Raw genomic sequence first — 16,256 nt, forward strand, 5'->3', positions numbered from 1 at the left:
TCATAACAATTAGGGTATCCGAAAGGATTATATTTAGAAAAAATAAATTAGGAGTGATAGAAATGGCAGTGAAAAAAGGTAATTTGTCCATTAGCAGTGAAAATATTTTCCCCATTATAAAGAAATGGGTATATTCAGATCATGATATATTTGTCCGTGAAATGATATCCAATGGCTGTGACGCCATCACAAAACTGAAGAAGCTGGATGTGATGGGAGAATATCAGCTTCCTGACGATTATAAGCCGGCGATCCAGGTAGTGGTAAATCCAGAAGAGAAGACCCTGAAATTCATTGATAACGGAATCGGAATGACGGCAGACGAGGTAGAGGAATATATTACGCAGATCGCGTTTTCCGGCGCCACGGAATTCTTGGAGAAGTATAAGGATAAGACAACCGAAGACGATATGATCGGCCACTTTGGATTGGGATTCTATTCTGCCTTTATGGTGGCAGATGAGGTGCATATTGATACCCTTTCCTATAAGGACGGATCGAAAGCTGTCCACTGGGTAAGCACCGGAGGCACAGAATATGAGATGGAAGATGGGGATAAAGAAAGCGTTGGAAGTGAGATCACACTGTATTTGAACGAAGACAGCCTGGAATTTGCCAACGAGTATCGGATGCGCGAGGTGATCGAGAAATACTGTTCCTTTATGCCGGTGGAGATCTTCCTTTCCAAGGCCAACGCGGAACCGGAATACGAGACTATCGATGAGGCGGATCTGAAAGAGGATGATGTGGTCATTGAACATATCCACGAAGACGCTAAGATGGAAGAAAAGGAGAATAAAAACGGCGAGAAAGAGATGGTAGAGACGGAGCCTGCCAAGGAGAAGGTGAAGATCCAGAAACGGCCGGTCTCCTTAAGCGATATCCATCCGCTGTGGACCAAACATCCAAATGAATGTTCCGATGAAGATTATCTGGAATTCTACCGGAAAGTTTTCCTGGATTATAAAGAGCCTTTATTCTGGATCCACCTGAATATGGATTATCCTTTCAACCTGAAAGGAATCCTGTATTTCCCAAGGATCAACACCGAGTATGATTCTATTGAGGGGACGATCAAACTGTACAATAATCAGGTGTTCATCGCCGATAATATCAAAGAGGTGATCCCGGAATTCCTGATGGTATTAAAAGGCGTCATCGACTGCCCGGACCTTCCGCTGAATGTATCCAGAAGCGCGCTGCAAAATGATGGGTTCGTGAACAAGATCGCGGATTATATTTCTAAGAAAGTAGCGGACAAACTTTCCGGCATGTGCAGGACGAAGCGGGAAGACTACGAGAAATACTGGGATGATATCAGCCCATTTATCAAATTTGGCTGCCTGAAGGACGAGAAATTCTGTGATAAGATGAAGGATTCTGTCCTGTTCAAGAATCTGGATCACAAATATCTGACTTTGAAAGACTGCATCGCAGAAAACGGCGGCGAGGTGGTGGAGCCAAATGATAAGCAAGAAGAAAATGACAGCGAAGATGAAAATAAGGTAGAAGAGATCAAGACGACCATCTATTATGTGACAGATGAGATCCAGCAGAGCCAGTACATCAACCTGTTTAAGAGTCAGGGAAAGGATGCGGTGATCCTGGGGCACAATATTGATTCCCCATTTATCACCCAGTTAGAGCAGAGGAATCCCACGATCCGGTTCCAGAGGATCGACGCGGACGTGAATGAAGATATCCGGGAAGAAGTGGCGGAAGACGAGAAAGAAGAATTTAAGAAGACGTCTGACAGTCTGATCGAAATTTTCCGCAAAGAGCTGGAGAATGATAAATTAGACGTGAAGATCGAGAAGCTCAAAGACGACAGCGTAGCGGCCATGATGACCTTGTCAGAGCAGAACCGCCGAATGCAGGAAATGATGAAGATGTACGGAATGTCAGGCGTGGACATGGGCGGAGAGACTACATTGATCTTAAATGCGAACCATCCGCTGGTACAGTATGTGGTAGACCACAAAGACGGCGAAAACACCAATTTGATCTGCCATCAGCTCTATGATCTTGCGCTGCTGGCCCATAAGCCGCTGAATCCGGATGAGATGACGGCGTTTGTAAAGAGAAGCAATGAGATCATGCTGCTTTTGACGAAATAGTATTAATTGGGGACGTAGTATTTTGCAAAAATACTACGTCCCCGTTCACATTTTGTTCATATTTTCCAACTCTTCAGAAACTCTTCCACGTATTCATCCCATTGGCGCTCTAAAGATTTGTCCAGCGAGAAAGAATGGAGCGAGATTCCTGTCACGCATTGCAGCGCGCTTCCATCGTACTGGAAATTCAGGTATAATCCCTGGATTTCTTCCGGGCGGAAGGATGTGATCTGATATTGGGAAAGGAAAGCGGGGAAACACTCCGGCGCCAGTGATAATACGATCTTAAATTCCAAAGGCGTCCGCTTTCCGCGGATCAGTTCCAGACAGTAGCCGCGTACGTCTTTCCAATGGGAGTAGCTGTACGCGGGCGGTTCGTCAAAGAATTCCCTGCGGAGAAAACCATCTATGGCAAATCTATTAAAGGTAGTGATCTCGCCCTCGATGAATGAGAAGGAATCGAAGGTTTCTTTGAGAAGAAGATGATTCATAGTGTCCTTTGCGGAAAGCTGAAATACGTTCATTCTGGTAAAACTCCTTTGTGCTTTGTAAGACAGTATAGCATAGTTTTGGATATGGTGGAGAAAAAGTGCGAATGGAACGGGGGAATTTTAATAGTTGCGTAATAAAAAATTAATAAAAATGTAACATGATATATATATGCTAAGACAGAATGTCGTATTTTATCGTATTTTGGAGTATTGTATCATGGAACGAATAACGAAGATCATTCAAAAGCATAAATGGGTTGTTCTTCTTGTGTGTGCAACCTTAGTCATTGTGATTGTTATGCTGGTAAGAGCATTGTGGGATCCGGCCAGGGATGAAGTGCGGGAAGGAACCGTTTATCTGGAGAAATTGGAAAATAAGGATCTTGCTGCTGTAGAGGCGGAAGTGAAAGAAGTAAAGAGGAAGGCGCAGGATGAGGCGATTGAAGCCGGCGAACTTTCCATTTGGGCGCAATTTAGTGATTATGTTATATTTGGGGATTCCAGAACGGTAGGATTTTCTTCTTATGAGTTTTTGGACAAGCAGAGAGTGTTGGCAGAGAGAGGTCTGACTATTGCGGATATTTCTGCTTATGAAGACCAGATGGTGGCTCTGAATCCATCCTGTCTTTTTTTATGTACAGGCTTGAATGATGTGGCGAGTGGATATTGGAAAACGCCAGAGGAATATGTGGCCGCATACGAGGAGACTGTGCAGGAACTTATGAAAATGCTGCCGGATACGGAAATTTATATCAATTCTATTTTTCCAGCCCAGGCCCCGGCCTTTGAGAAAAACGAAAATGAGCGAGAGATTCCTGAGTATAATGAGGCCGTGAAACAGTGGTGTGAGGAAAAGGGATACCATTACATAGATAACACAAGTGTATATGAAAAACACAACGATTTATATGAAGAAGATGGTATCCATTTTAAAAAAGAGTTTTATCAGTATTGGGCGGCGAATATGCTGGCAGAGGTAGAGTAATGAGAGATTATTTGATGAAGGGGATCGGGTTTGTTAAATATATCCTGCTGATTTTATTGGCTGTTTTTATTGTGGGCTTGATGCGGGGAGACAAGATCAGCAATGCTAAAATAGAGGATGTGGCGGAAAAGGTTACGAAAGCTGTGGATATGACGGACCTTTCAGCCGCGGATAACAGGACAGTGCGGCGGCTTTATGGAATCAATGTAAATGATTATGAGGGAGTCAGCCTGTATGTATCAGATTCTAATATGAAGGTAGAAGAAGTATTGATTGTAAAACTAAGGGATGTATCGCAAGCGGATGGAGTAGAAACAGCAGTGCGGGAAAGGGTGGATACCCAGCTCCAAAGTTTTGAAGGATATGGGCCGGAACAGTGTAAGCTTTTAAACGATCATGTGCTGGATACGGAAGGCAATTATATCCTGTTCATAGTGAATCAAAAGGCGCAGGCGGCGGATCAGGCATTTCAAAAGAGTCTATAAAAGGAAGTAAGATACCATGATTTTTAGCAGTGTTTTCTTTATTTTTATATTTCTTCCTCTGACGCTGGTCATTTACTTCTTGGTTCCCAAAGCGGGGAAAAATATCGTACTTTTGATCAGCAGTCTTATTTTTTATGCATGGGGAGAACCAATCTATATTGTGCTGATGATGTTCAGCATTGTTTATAATTACATCAGCGGAGTCGAGATTGACTATCACAGAGATAAAGGCAACAGGCGGAAGATGCGATTTGTATTTTGGATGGCTGTGGCAGTGAATCTTGGTGTTTTGATGTTCTTCAAGTATTATGGATTCCTGATGGAAAATTTGAATTCTCACTTGAGGTATTTTAAGGGATTTAATAACTGTTATATCTTGTTATAAAAATCTCGTCAAACCCTTGAAAATACTAAAGTTTTTGTGGGTGTCCTCTCCGTCACATCTTGTATCGTGTTATATCGTTTTACCCTTGGTTATGAACTCTGATAAGGGAAAAAACAAGGGAAAGAAAATCTGGTAACAACTTATAACAAATTATGAAAATGGTAGTTGGAACTAGATGGAATGCTTATAATACATTTTCAAGAAAGGACTGATAAGATGAGATTGATATATGCAGACTATAACCCTCTTACAAATAGTATTGATGTAACTACATTTGAGAATTACATATTGCGAATTGATTGTAATAAGGCAGAGGATGGATTAAGAACTACTCTTTGCTCACAAAATTCACTTAATGCTTTGGCGATAGATGAGCCATTGGAATATGCTCGCCTTGCTTTGGACGGTGAAATGCAGGCATGGGTGGATGCGATTGATAGTTTGGCAGTCTGGTGATTTCTATAAATGTTTTTTGATAAAATGTTGGCAGAATATCTAGGCTTGGTGTGATAAAATAAAAGAAATTAACTTACTAGAGAATTATCGAGTAGGAGATATTTGGCAATTTAATAGCTTTGCCTACTATGTGCGTGACAAGGCTATTCTTGGAGAGGAGATTTATTCAGGGATTATAAGTTGAAAAACTTGATTTTAAGCGGATGCTACGGAAAGTAGCGTCCGTTTTTTGATTTGTAAACAGGTGTTGGTGGTGCTACTTTTTCATTTTGTGTAAGATGCGAGTGTAAATCAAAATACTGATGGAGGCATTGTTATGAGTAACAAAAAAGAAATCATTATCAAGGCAACTAAACTTAAAAAGAGTTTTATCACAGGTGACACAGAGCAGACAATTTTTGAAAATCTAGACCTTAATATATATAGGGGTGACTTTACTGTGATTATGGGTAGTTCAGGTGCAGGCAAGTCCACACTGATGTACTCCCTTTCGGGAATGGACAGGCCCAGCTCGGGCGAGGTTGTTTGGAACGACAAAACAATTACATCTTTAAGTGATGATAGGCTGGCAATTTTCAGACGAAAGAACTGTGGTTTTGTTTTTCAGCAAATCTATCTTCTTGATAAGATGAGCCTTATGGATAATGTACTTACGGCGAGTGCATTGTCAGGAGCAAGCAAAAAGGACTCAGTGAAATATGCCAAAGAGCTTTTCGAGCTTGTTAATATTCCTGAGATAACACGCAAAAAGTTCCCATCTCAGGTGTCGGGCGGTGAGGCTCAGCGAGCAGGCATTGTAAGGGCAGTTATAAATAAACCCGAGATTCTCTTTGCCGATGAGCCCACAGGTGCACTGAACTCAAATAACTCAACTGCGGTTCTTGATGTTTTTACAAAGCTTCATAATGATGGTCAGAGCATTATATTGGTAACTCATGACAAGAAAACAGCCTTAAGAGGCAACCGTGTGTTATATGTTAAGGACGGCATGATCTACGGTGAGTGTGACCTTGGGGTTTACACAAATGAAAGTAAAGACCGTGAAGCAAAGCTAAACAACTTTTTAACAGAGATGGGATGGTAATATGAAAAAAATAGCAAATCAGATTTTATACAACTTAAAAAAAGAAAAAACCTCCTTTATATCATTCGGCGTTATCATTCTGATAACTGCTCTAATATTAAATTGTGCAGCGGTTTTGCTGTGTCAGGTAGATAGGGCTTATGATACAAAGTTTGAAAAGTTAAGCACCGCAATGCTCAACGCAATTGTTCCTGAGGTCCAGAACAGCAGTGAACTTGAAAAAGCAATTGATGAAATCGAAAAGGTAGAGAAAATCGAAAGCTATACTGCTATTATGACAGAAGCTACTGTCAAGGATTTCAATGGTGCGGATTTTTCAATGAACACAGTGTTTTATAACATTGACGACAAGCGTACTCTTAACAATTATGAACTTGTGAGTGAAAGCAAAAATAATGTTGACGATCCAATCTATATCCCACTTTATGTATCCAACTTTGGTGGATTTGCTTTGAATGACGAAATCGTTTATGCAATTGACGGCAAGTCCCATAGTTTCACTGTGGCAGGTGTGATTGAAGAAATGCAGTACGGCAACTATGGTTCGGGTTTGCTGTGTGCCTATTTACCAAAAGAAGAGTTTGCAGAGCTTGCGGATTCTTATAGTGACAAGGCTGTGGTTGAATATTCAATGAGCGTAAAGAGCGATGCAAGCCTTGATGAAGTGAAAGATGATGTCAGCAAAGCAATTGAGAACAAAGGTGTTATGGCTTTATCAATTCTTGACAGCGAAAGCGTAAAGGGTACACGGACAATGGTTACGGATCTGCTTGTACTTATTTTAACCGCTTTTGCACTAATCATCCTTGCAGTTAGCGTATTCCTCAGTAACTTCAAAGTTAAAAATGCTATTGAGTCCGAAATTACAAATATGAGCGTGCTTAAAGCTCTGGGTTATACAAGTGCTCAGATTGTAGCGAGTATCACACTGCCTTATGCTATTGTTTCGCTATTGTTTGCAATTCTCGGCATTGGTCTGTCTTACACTTTACTTCCTGTGCTTTGCTCAGTGCTTACTGTTCAGTCAGGTTTTTCGTTTGCTGTTAGCTTTGATTTGCTGAGCTTTGTATGTGTGGCTTGTATTCTTTGCGGTGTTGTTTCGTTCTTCACATATATATCCGCACGAAAAATCAAGAAAACTCAGCCTATTGACGGCTTAAGAGGTAATACAAGTTCAAAGCACACAAAGAAAAATTATTTTCCGCTTGAAGAAACCAGAGGCAATACAAAATTCCTGCTTGTCTTAAAGCAGATGATAGCTTCTACAAAACAGAATATAATGCTCTTTCTGGTGTCTTTTGTGCTGACGGTTCTCATAGCATTTTCAGGCACACTGTTCTACAATGTAGTAGTTGAGCCGGATAATTTTATGTCTGCTTTGTCAGACGAAGTAGCAGATGTGATTATTTATCCTAAAAGCGACAGCATGAGTGAGCTTGAGTCAAAACTTGGTAACGATAATCGTGTGCAAAATTCATTGAAATATATGTCTGCAATTGTTAAAATTGAAGAGAAAACAGTGACTGCTTTTGCCTGCGAGGACTTCTCAAAGGTGAGAAATGATGTATGTTATATGGGTGAAAATCCGAAAGATGCAGATGAAATCGCTTTGGGCAGTGCTTTTGAAGAAAATTTTAAAATCGGTGATACAGTCAGCGTGACGGTGGACGGTATCACAAAAAGCTTTCAGGTTACAGGCTTTGTGCAAAGCGTAAATTTACAGGGCGAGCTTTGTGAACTGAGCATAGAAGGATACAACAGTCTCTTTAACCAAAATCAGACTCCATACCTCTATGTGTATCTTGAAAATGCTGAAAATGCCGAAAAGATTACAAAGGAATATAAATCCGATTACTCTGCATTGGTAGCAGACACAGTGAATTCTTACAAGCTTCAAACTGAAGCACAGGATATGTATATGGGTATCACTGTGGTGCTTGTAGTATCAATTTGTGCGGTAACAATTCTCGTTGTGTTATTTATTTTATATATTGTTATCAAGTCTCTGCTTGTAAAAAGAAGACAGGAGTTAGGTATTTACAAAGCAATGGGCTACACAAGTTCACAGCTTATTTTACAGACAACAGGTTCATTTATGCCTGTGTCGATGGTGGCAATTGTGCTTTCAAGCTTTTTGGCAATTTATTATATGCCGGCTATCTATCAATTTATTTTTGAGACTTTGGGTGTCATGAAAAATAACATTGAGATTTCATTTGGCTTTTTAATGCTATTTGCAGTAGCTCAGATTTTAGTAAACATTATGATAAGTATTATTTTGTGTATGCCGATAAGAAAGATTTCAGCATATGTACTCATTAAGGAATAAGGGAGAGACAAAAATGGATTTTGGTGATAAATTAAAGCAGTACAGATTAAAAGAGGGACTTTCTCAGGAACAGCTTGCTGAGAAAATAGGAGTAAGCCGTCAAGCTATAACAAAATGGGAGACCAAGCGAGGTCTCCCTGATGTTGAAAATATGATTATCCTCGCAGAGCTTTTCAAGCTCACTCTCGATGAGCTTGTGCTTGAAGAGGTCAAAAAACAGGAAGAAAAGCCGGTGGTTTTCGAAAGCGAAACAGTTTATGACATCGACACCGGCAAGCATTTTGATATAAACTTGGGCGGTGCAAGGAAAATTACTATCAAAACAGGTGTGGATGAAAAAATCCACATTGTGCTTTCTTCCGAAATACTTGCTGAAATTGGCTCTCTTTTCAAGGTGAAACTTGACGAAAAGCGTAATAAGTTGGATGTTGAACTTGTAAATAAAAAGGGCGTCAGCCGTTTTGAAGCACAGGAAAGCGTGGATATTACTCTTTTACTCCCTGAAAAGTTTACCGAGCATACAGAGGTTTCAGCAAGCGTTAAGGAACTTCTTATTGAGGATTTACGCCTCAGCCGACTTGAGTACGACGGCGACGCAGAAAAGGTTTTTATCCGGGACACAGAGGGAAGTCTGGAGTTTACCGCAAAGACTGACTACGAAATTTTTATTTCAGGTAACTGCACAAAACTTGATATAAACCAGTTCAAAGCGAAAGCGATTGTTCACCTTGAAAATGCAGATAACTACAAACTCTCAAATAACGGCAGAAAATGCAAGCTCATCACCCGCAAAAACGGAGAAATTGTTGAGCTTGAAGAAAACGAAACTGCCGAAAATACAATCAACATATCAGGCATATTCTCCGAGCTGATTGTTGAGGTTGAGAGATAAATTTCAGCTTTACGCATACTATGTACTTCAAATAGCCGCATCCATTATGTGTATGGATACGGCTATTTTTGTGGCATGGGGCGATTATCTCGCCCCTTTATCTCTGCTTCGGTGAGGTTGGTTGGCATTCTGTCTGTCAGCCTTTTCCTGATACCGCTGTAACTTTTCGTGCATTGATTCGGCTTTGGGAGTGGCTTTCTCTCCATAGACTTCCTCCCGCTTGGCACATTCTTTCTCATATGCGTCGTTGGCACGCTGTGCGGTATAGAATGCTGTGTAGAAATCCTGCACCGTTGCAAATCCATGCTGTCTGACGATACCGGATAGTCCGGCTTTGAAGGTTCGGATTTCCTCGGTTTTGGTGGCAATCCTGTTTTCAAGCTCCTTTTTCTTGGTAAGTCTTGCAAGTCCCTTTAAATCAGCCAATTCAATCTCCAGTTTTGTCCGTTCACGCTCTGCTTCAAAGATAAGGTTATTGTGTTTATCAAGAGTAACCTTAATCTTTTGAAGTCTTGAGAAAGTGGCAGCTTCCGGTGGCATAACCGGTCTTGGAGGTATTTGTGGCTTGGGTGGTTCTTGAACCTCTGCCTTTGGAGCAGTTGCAGTAATAGTGTTTTCTGGTGCTTTGGGTTCTGTTATTACTTCCTTAGCCGGAGTTGTAATAACCTCTGCGGTGTCCTCTGCTTTAATAACAGACATGCTTCCGTATTCTTTTTCAAGAGCTTCATGGAACAGCTTGTTTTTTAGTTCCCTTGCGGCGGTCAGTACCTTGGAAATCAGAAGTGCAAGTTTCGCTGTGGCTATTGTGATAATGCCTGTCAGTTTCTCAGGACACTTGCCGAATACATCAATGGATAACCGGATACGCTCCGTAATCCATTTCTGCTTTATCTGCCGTATCTCATCCTCCGGCACTTGGCTGACTAAGGCTCGGTCTACTTCGTGATTCCACTGCATACGCACCTCATTATCTTCTTTTATCTGTTCCGCTTTGGGATTATTCTTACCGATTTTCTTGGTAGCAAGATACAATCCGTTTCTATCGAATACATGGAGCTTGTCTTTATCATCTTCTATCAGAAGATTGATAAGGTCGGTATAGAAGCGTTTTGCCTCGTCCAGATAATGCTCCTGCTTGAACAGCTTGTTCTTGGCGGTAAATAAGGTTCGCTCATAAACTTCGCCCTTCTTGACAATCTTACAGCCTTTGCGGACATTCCCGCTATCATCCAGTATCTCTTTCTTGGTGCGTACATGCTTACCTTGTTCGTTGTAGAACATATTGCGTGTGGCAATCTTTTCTATGGGTTCCGGTAACAGTTCCCTTTCGGAAAAGATGAGATGGATATGATAGTTGGTCTTGCGTTTGTTATGGTGCAGGGCTGATACACATTCCACACCATATTTTTCCTTAAAGCGGTTGGTAAACATCTGTAACAGCTTGTCGGGGTTATATAGGTCGGGGAAGGATTCCGGCAGGGCTATAATCAGTTCCCTTGCCTCGATACATTTCCCTTCCGTACCGCTTTTTTGAAATTCCTGCTGATTAAATCTGGCAAGCTCCGTCCAGTAGTGTCGGTCTGTGGTTTCATAAACCGCATACAGATTTTCCTGCTTGGCGTGATTGGATATATAAGTAATCCTGCCACGGACATTGTGGAGCTTGCTCATCTGAATAAATGAATTTCTTTCGATAGTGCTTCCTCCTCTCGTAAATGTTACTTAGGGAAAGAGGTGGAAGGATTATATAAGTGAGTGGACACTTAGTGTGTCCAAAGGATGTTGCACATCCTCGTACGAACACAATGCCGTGTCCGGCATTATCTCAAATGCGACAGCATTTGTATAAGTCACGCAGGCGTGACTTTGCTCCCTGCAAGGGCGAAATACCCAGAGTACAAATCGGAGATTTGTGCGAAGGGTGTATTTCGCTCTCAAACGCCGAGGGCTTGCAAAAGAATTGCACTAAAAGGTCTGTACCACTCACTTCAATATGAAATTGTCCTGTAAAATTCCTGCTCCTTTCCCGTAAGTTTTGGTTGATACCAGAGGAAGCACATGATATAATCTATTTGCGTGTAGGTATATCATGGCTTCGGTCTGATACATACCAAAGGGTGGTTTCGTAGGAAGCCACCCTTTTAAGTTACAGCAGTTTTTCTGCTAACTGCTCTGACAGTATTCTTATCCCTTAAGTCCCTGCCCTCGTTGGCTTCCATGAACTGCTCCAGTATATCAGTCTTTATCAGAACCTTTCGTCCTACCTGAAGTACCGGGAGCTTCTTCCACTTTACCAAATCTCGGAGCGTATTTCTTCCGATACCGGTATAGTCGGCTGCTTCCTCAATGGATAAGGCAATTTTCATTTCTGTCATTAAATCACCTCCTTGCAAATTGCATTATGCAATTTCCGAACTAAGCCTACTATAAACCTTTTATATCTTCTTGTCAAGCGTTACGAAATTCTAAAAATAATTATTAACTTGCATATTGCAATTACAAAAGATGTGTGTTATAGTAGTACCATACCGAAAAAGGAGGCGTATTAAGATGAAAGATAAAGAATTACGCAAGCTAATCGGTAGCAGGGCAAAACAGCGAAGATTGGAATTAGGATTGAAACAGCCTTATGTAGCTGAAAAGATGGGAGTGACAGCTTCCACCATTCAGAGATATGAAGCCGGAACAATCGACAATACCAAGAAGCTGGTGCTGGATGGACTTTCAGAAGCACTTCATGTATCTGTGGAATGGCTCAAAGGCGAAACAGAGGAATACGAAACAGACATTACGGATAAAAGGGAATTACAGATTCGTGATGCAATGAGCAGTATTTTAAACCGTTTACCCTTTGACCTTAATAATGAGGAAGCTGACTTCTCGAAAGACCTACTGCTACTGATATTACAGGAGTATGAGTTGTTTATGGATTCGTTCCAGTTTGCCTGCAAGAACTTCAAGGGCAACACGGAGAATGCAGACATAGCAGCCACCATAGGTTTTGAATCGAATAAGGAATACAACGAAATCATGTTTCTTAGGGAGATTACCCACACAGTCAATGCCTTTAATGACATGGCAGATGTGATAAGGCTCTATTCCAAGAAACCGGAAACAGCCACACAGAGGCTTGCAAATCTTTTATCGGAAGATTCCGAATCGGTATAGTTAGACAACCGGAGTTATGATATACTTACACGCAAGAAGCATTTCATCAGTTCCGATTGTCGATATCGAAAGGAGAAACGATTATGGCAAAAGGTTCTGTAAGGAAAAAAGGCAAGAAATGGTATTACCGCTATTATGTGGAGGATGCCAGTGGTAACTTGGTTCAGAAGGAATGCGTAGGAACAGAAAGTAAGTCGGAAACGGAAAAACTGCTCCGTAAGGCTATGGAAGAATACGAAAGTAAGAAAATCGTAGCCAAAACGGAGAACATCGCACTGGGAGAGCTTCTGGATGTGTGGGTGGATGAGGAATTAAAAGTCAGTTCCCTTAGTAATAACACTGTAACCCTTTATCTCGGGGTGGTGAAGATTATTAAGAGACACCCTTTAAGCAAAAGAAAGCTTCGGACAGTCACAAGTGAACACATGCAGGAATTTATGGATTATTTAAGCTTCGGTGGAACGGCTCCCGATGGTACGGAAGCAAAACCATTAAGCATAGACCGTATCCATTCATTTTCAGCAGTGTTACAGAGGGCTTTCCGGTATGCGGTGTTTCCAAAGCAGTATATCAGTTTCAACCCTATGCAGTATGTAGTAATCAGAAGACCGACGCAGGAAGTGGATTTGTTCGCTACCGAAGATGAAGATTTTTCGCAGGAAAAGACCATTACCCACCAGCAGTACAATGAAATCATAGCTTATCTTATCAAAAAGAAAAGCTCCTCACTGCTGGCAGTGCAGATAGCATATTATGCAGGTCTGCGAATTGGGGAAGTGACTGGATTATCCTGGGATGACATCAACCTTGAAGAACAGTATCTGACGGTGCGTAGGAGCTTAAGCCGGAACAATGCAAGGCATAAGCTGGAGTTAGGACCTACCAAGCGTAAAAAGGTCAGAATCGTGGATTTTGGCGATACTCTTGCTGAAATCTTACGAAAGGCGAAAAAGGAACAGCACAAGCAACGCTTTCAGTACGGACAGCTTTATCAGAGGAATTACTACAAGGAAGTCAGAGAAAAGAACAGAGTTTACTACGAACTGTATTCATTGGACGGAACGCAGGAAGTGCCGGAGGACTACACAGAGATTTCGCTGGTGTGTGTCAGACAGGACGGAATGTACTTAGGAAGGGAAGCGCTGGACTGGATGTGCAGGTCAATCAGAAAGCACCTGAAAGGATTTGAAAACTTCCACTTCCACTCATTAAGACACACTTACACAAGCAATCTGTTAGCAAACGGAGCACCACCGAAGGATGTGCAGGAACTCTTGGGACACTCGGCAGTAAGTACCACAATGAATATTTACGCCCATGCTACAAGGGAAGCCAAGAAGAATTCAGCAAGGCTTCTTGATAAGGTAGTAGGGAACGATTAAAACGAAAACAACACTTTTTCCCTTATAGATTCCTCACAAGGGAAAAAATAAGGGAAAAGTGCAAATTACATAGATGCTGATGGGCGGGAAAGCCCGTAAATACTGGAAAGTTGAGAAAATACACGAGCAATTTTGAATTTTATTCTTCCGGTAGATATTCCTTATAAGGAGCTGTCACTTCCTGTCGGAATTTCTTTCTATACATTCCAGACATTATCCTATATCATAGATGTGTATAAAGATAATGTGGCCGTACAGAAGAACCTGATCAATTTTGGAACATATATTACGATGTTTCCGCAGCTGATCGCAGGCCCGATCGTGCGCTATTCGGATATTGAAGGGCAGCTGGAAGAGAGAAAAGTGACGCTCGCCAAATTTGGAAACGGAGCGGCGTGGTTTCTGCGCGGCTTGGGGAAGAAAGTGCTTTTGGCGAATAATGTGGGAATGGCCTATGATGCGATCGCGGCCCTGCCTCAGGGCGAGATGTCGATGCTGTCAGCCTGGGTGGGATGCGCCGCCTATACGTTCCAGATTTATTTTGATTTCAGCGGCTATTCTGATATGGCGATCGGGCTTGGGAAAATGTTCGGGTTTGAATTTATGAAAAACTTTGACTACCCATATATTTCCAAAAGTGTGACTGAGTTTTGGAGAAGATGGCATATTTCTCTTGGCACATGGTTCCGAGAATATGTATACATTCCTTTAGGAGGAAATCGGGTGGGGACCAAGAAGGCGATCCGCAATATTTTTATCGTATGGTTTCTGACTGGTTTCTGGCATGGGGCGGCCTGGAACTTTATTTTCTGGGGCGTATATTACGGAGTGCTGCTGCTTTTGGAGAAATATGTATTAAAAGAAGTTTTAGAGCGTGTGCCAGGAATCATCAAACACATCTATACTATGCTTTTCGTGATGGTGGGCTGGGTATTATTTTTCTCTCCTGGAATGGGAGAAGCGCTTTCTTATATCGGAGTGATGTTTGGAATTGGCGCTGATGGATTTGCGGATGCGGCAGGAATTTACTACCTGTATAATTATCTGATCTTATTTGTGATTTCTATTATTTGTTCAGCGCCTTATGCTTATAAAAAATTTCAACAGATTGTGTTTGGCGGCGCAAAAGGCCGGACGGCCGTGGCAATGGGAGCGTATATGGCGATTTTCCTTCTGTCGCTGGCTTATCTGGTAAACGCGACGTATAATCCATTCTTATATTTTAGATTTTAAGAGGACTGACGCAATATGACGCAGAGAGACGAGAAAAGAAGGCAGAGAGAAAAAAGAGGAAGAAAAATCCAGAGCAGATTTTATCGGAGACTAGCTAGAGTATTCGGTGTGCTGCTGCTGATTTTTGTTCTGTTAAATATAGTAAAGAGAGATCAGGAATTCTCTGATGAAGAAAACCGAGTGCTTGCAAGCAGGCCAAAGCTTACTTGGGAGTCGATCAAAAGCGGAGATTTCATGACGGATTTTGAGACCTATGTATCGGATCAGTTTTTTGCTAGGAATCAATGGATTTCGTTAAAACTCTACGAGGATCGATTCCTTGGAAAGAAAGAATCCAACGGGGTGTATCTTGGAAAGAATGGATATCTGATCGAGAAACCAAGTGAGCCGGACTGGAAAAATGTAGAGAGAAATATGGCGGCAATATCAGATTTCGCGGGACGCCACGAGGAGATTCCCACATATATGTGTTTGGCGCCAAATGCGTACTATATCTTGGCGGATCATCTGCCAGCCAAGGCGCCGGTCCGGGATCAGGCGGATGATCTGAAAAAGATAAGGGAGATGGAAGGAAGTTCAATAAAAGACATTGATGTGACTGGCGCGTTACAAAAACACGCAAAAGAGGACATTTATTATAAGACCGACCATCACTGGACCAGTCTTGGGGCCAGATATGCCTTTGAGGAAGTGGCAGGAGCAATGAAATTGGAAAATATAGAAACGGATTATGCAGTCCATACAGTGGCTAGTGATTTCCAAGGGACTCTTGCATCGAAAAGCGGCTATCATGGCTCCAAAGACTTGGTTCAGGTATATCAGCCGAAGAATCAGACGGTAGATTATGTCGTTTCTTATGTAGAAGAGGGGGAGAAATCCACATCTATTTATAACAGCAAGTGTCTGAAGGAAAAAGATAAATATACGGTCTTTTTTGGAGGAAATCACGCGCGGATTGATATCAGTACGACTCAGCCGGAGCGAAAGAATCTTTTGATTTTTAAAGATTCTTACGCAAATTGTTTTGTACAGTTTTTGCTTCCGTATTATCAAAATATTATTATGGTAGATCCGCGATATTATTATGAAAATGTAGATAGTCTCGTGGAAAGTTACGGGATTACCGACATTTTGTTTTTGTATAATGTCAATACCTTTGTCACAGATAATTCGCTTGCGGATGTTCTGGCAGAGGAAGAAACTGCGGAAGAAGCTGCTGCAGAAGAAAATATTACCAACGGAGTATGAA

The 16,256-nt window shown here is 41.7% G+C and carries 15 protein-coding genes; 12 read left to right on the plus strand and 3 right to left on the minus strand.

Annotated features, from left to right (window positions below):
- The first annotated feature begins 62 nt into the window (after nucleotides 1-62).
- A complete protein-coding gene (htpG, locus tag FND36_04250) occupies nucleotides 63-2,117 on the plus strand; it encodes a molecular chaperone HtpG (protein ID QDW73315.1) in 2,055 nt (684 codons plus the stop codon).
- A 56-nt stretch (nucleotides 2,118-2,173) separates the two neighbouring features.
- On the opposite strand, the gene FND36_04255 is transcribed toward htpG, so the two are convergent.
- Nucleotides 2,174-2,641 carry a hypothetical protein gene (locus tag FND36_04255; GenBank protein ID QDW73316.1) on the minus strand — a complete coding sequence of 156 codons (468 nt, stop codon included), beginning with the start codon at nucleotides 2,639-2,641 and terminating at the stop codon, nucleotides 2,174-2,176.
- A gap of 136 nt (nucleotides 2,642-2,777) precedes the next feature.
- Between FND36_04255 and FND36_04260 the strand changes: the two genes are divergently transcribed.
- The 7 genes from FND36_04260 (at nucleotide 2,778) to FND36_04290 (ending at nucleotide 9,224) form a co-directional block, all read left to right on the plus strand.
- Complete coding sequence (locus FND36_04260; GenBank protein QDW73317.1) at nucleotides 2,778-3,593, plus strand: hypothetical protein; 816 nt, start codon at nucleotides 2,778-2,780, stop codon at nucleotides 3,591-3,593.
- Entirely contained in the window at nucleotides 3,593-4,078 is a 486-nt protein-coding gene (locus tag FND36_04265; GenBank protein QDW73318.1) for a DUF4358 domain-containing protein, read from the plus strand. The genes FND36_04260 and FND36_04265 overlap by 1 nt, the downstream gene beginning before the upstream one ends.
- Nucleotides 4,079-4,094: 16 nt before the next feature.
- Nucleotides 4,095-4,463: a hypothetical protein gene (locus tag FND36_04270; protein QDW73319.1), complete on the plus strand. Its 369-nt coding sequence runs from the start codon at nucleotides 4,095-4,097 to the stop codon at nucleotides 4,461-4,463.
- A gap of 216 nt (nucleotides 4,464-4,679) precedes the next feature.
- The gene (locus tag FND36_04275) at nucleotides 4,680-4,919 is read left to right on the plus strand and encodes a toxin-antitoxin system protein (GenBank protein QDW73320.1); all 240 of its coding nucleotides are present in this window, start codon (nucleotides 4,680-4,682) and stop codon (nucleotides 4,917-4,919) included.
- A 316-nt stretch (nucleotides 4,920-5,235) separates the two neighbouring features.
- Nucleotides 5,236-6,003, plus strand: coding sequence for an ABC transporter ATP-binding protein (locus FND36_04280; protein QDW73321.1), 768 nt, complete (start codon nucleotides 5,236-5,238; stop codon nucleotides 6,001-6,003).
- Between the two features lies 1 nt (nucleotide 6,004).
- Nucleotides 6,005-8,332: an ABC transporter permease gene (locus tag FND36_04285; GenBank protein ID QDW73322.1), complete on the plus strand. Its 2,328-nt coding sequence runs from the start codon at nucleotides 6,005-6,007 to the stop codon at nucleotides 8,330-8,332.
- A complete protein-coding gene (locus FND36_04290; protein ID QDW73323.1) occupies nucleotides 8,313-9,224 on the plus strand; it encodes a helix-turn-helix transcriptional regulator in 912 nt (303 codons plus the stop codon). Before FND36_04285 ends, FND36_04290 begins: the two co-directional genes overlap by 20 nt.
- Nucleotides 9,225-9,308: 84 nt before the next feature.
- On the opposite strand, the gene FND36_04295 is transcribed toward FND36_04290, so the two are convergent.
- Together FND36_04295 and FND36_04300 are read right to left on the minus strand one after the other, a co-directional pair.
- On the minus strand, nucleotides 9,309-10,919 hold the full coding sequence (locus tag FND36_04295) for a MobA/MobL family protein (protein ID QDW73324.1): 1,611 nt from the start codon (nucleotides 10,917-10,919) through the stop codon (nucleotides 9,309-9,311).
- A 446-nt stretch (nucleotides 10,920-11,365) separates the two neighbouring features.
- Nucleotides 11,366-11,599, minus strand: a complete 234-nt coding sequence (locus tag FND36_04300; protein QDW73325.1) for a helix-turn-helix domain-containing protein — start codon at nucleotides 11,597-11,599, stop codon at nucleotides 11,366-11,368.
- Nucleotides 11,600-11,774: 175 nt separating this feature from the next.
- Here FND36_04300 and FND36_04305 point away from each other — a divergent pair, with 175 nt between their 5' ends.
- The 4 genes from FND36_04305 to FND36_04320 all read left to right on the plus strand — a co-directional run bounded on the left by FND36_04305 (nucleotide 11,775) and on the right by FND36_04320 (nucleotide 16,255).
- On the plus strand, nucleotides 11,775-12,392 hold the full coding sequence (locus FND36_04305; protein ID QDW73326.1) for a helix-turn-helix transcriptional regulator: 618 nt from the start codon (nucleotides 11,775-11,777) through the stop codon (nucleotides 12,390-12,392).
- 83 nt (nucleotides 12,393-12,475) lie between these two features.
- Entirely contained in the window at nucleotides 12,476-13,774 is a 1,299-nt protein-coding gene (locus FND36_04310; protein ID QDW73327.1) for a site-specific integrase, read from the plus strand.
- A gap of 129 nt (nucleotides 13,775-13,903) precedes the next feature.
- Nucleotides 13,904-15,007: an MBOAT family protein gene (locus FND36_04315; protein ID QDW73328.1), complete on the plus strand. Its 1,104-nt coding sequence runs from the start codon at nucleotides 13,904-13,906 to the stop codon at nucleotides 15,005-15,007.
- 15 nt (nucleotides 15,008-15,022) lie between these two features.
- Nucleotides 15,023-16,255 carry a hypothetical protein gene (locus FND36_04320; GenBank protein ID QDW73329.1) on the plus strand — a complete coding sequence of 411 codons (1,233 nt, stop codon included), beginning with the start codon at nucleotides 15,023-15,025 and terminating at the stop codon, nucleotides 16,253-16,255.
- The last annotated feature ends 1 nt before the right edge of the window (nucleotide 16,256 follow it).

This window comes from Lachnospiraceae bacterium KGMB03038 (assembly GCA_007361935.1).
GTDB lineage: Bacteria > Bacillota > Clostridia > Lachnospirales > Lachnospiraceae > Massilistercora.

Bases quoted from the DNA above. Each gene is read 5' to 3' on its own strand.
- FND36_04280 (QDW73321.1), top strand. From the start codon at position 5,236: ATGAGTAACAAAAAAGAAATCATTATCAAGGCAACTAAACTTAAAAAG.
- htpG (QDW73315.1), top strand. From the start codon at position 63: ATGGCAGTGAAAAAAGGTAATTTGTCCATTAGCAGTGAAAATATTTTC.
- FND36_04260 (QDW73317.1), top strand. From the start codon at position 2,778: ATGCTAAGACAGAATGTCGTATTTTATCGTATTTTGGAGTATTGTATC.
- FND36_04320 (QDW73329.1), top strand. From the start codon at position 15,023: ATGACGCAGAGAGACGAGAAAAGAAGGCAGAGAGAAAAAAGAGGAAGA.
- FND36_04255 (QDW73316.1), bottom strand. From the start codon at position 2,641: ATGAACGTATTTCAGCTTTCCGCAAAGGACACTATGAATCATCTTCTT.
- FND36_04305 (QDW73326.1), top strand. From the start codon at position 11,775: ATGAAAGATAAAGAATTACGCAAGCTAATCGGTAGCAGGGCAAAACAG.
- FND36_04285 (QDW73322.1), top strand. From the start codon at position 6,005: ATGAAAAAAATAGCAAATCAGATTTTATACAACTTAAAAAAAGAAAAA.
- FND36_04300 (QDW73325.1), bottom strand. From the start codon at position 11,599: ATGACAGAAATGAAAATTGCCTTATCCATTGAGGAAGCAGCCGACTAT.
- FND36_04265 (QDW73318.1), top strand. From the start codon at position 3,593: ATGAGAGATTATTTGATGAAGGGGATCGGGTTTGTTAAATATATCCTG.
- FND36_04270 (QDW73319.1), top strand. From the start codon at position 4,095: ATGATTTTTAGCAGTGTTTTCTTTATTTTTATATTTCTTCCTCTGACG.
- FND36_04290 (QDW73323.1), top strand. From the start codon at position 8,313: ATGTACTCATTAAGGAATAAGGGAGAGACAAAAATGGATTTTGGTGAT.
- FND36_04310 (QDW73327.1), top strand. From the start codon at position 12,476: ATGGCAAAAGGTTCTGTAAGGAAAAAAGGCAAGAAATGGTATTACCGC.
- FND36_04275 (QDW73320.1), top strand. From the start codon at position 4,680: ATGAGATTGATATATGCAGACTATAACCCTCTTACAAATAGTATTGAT.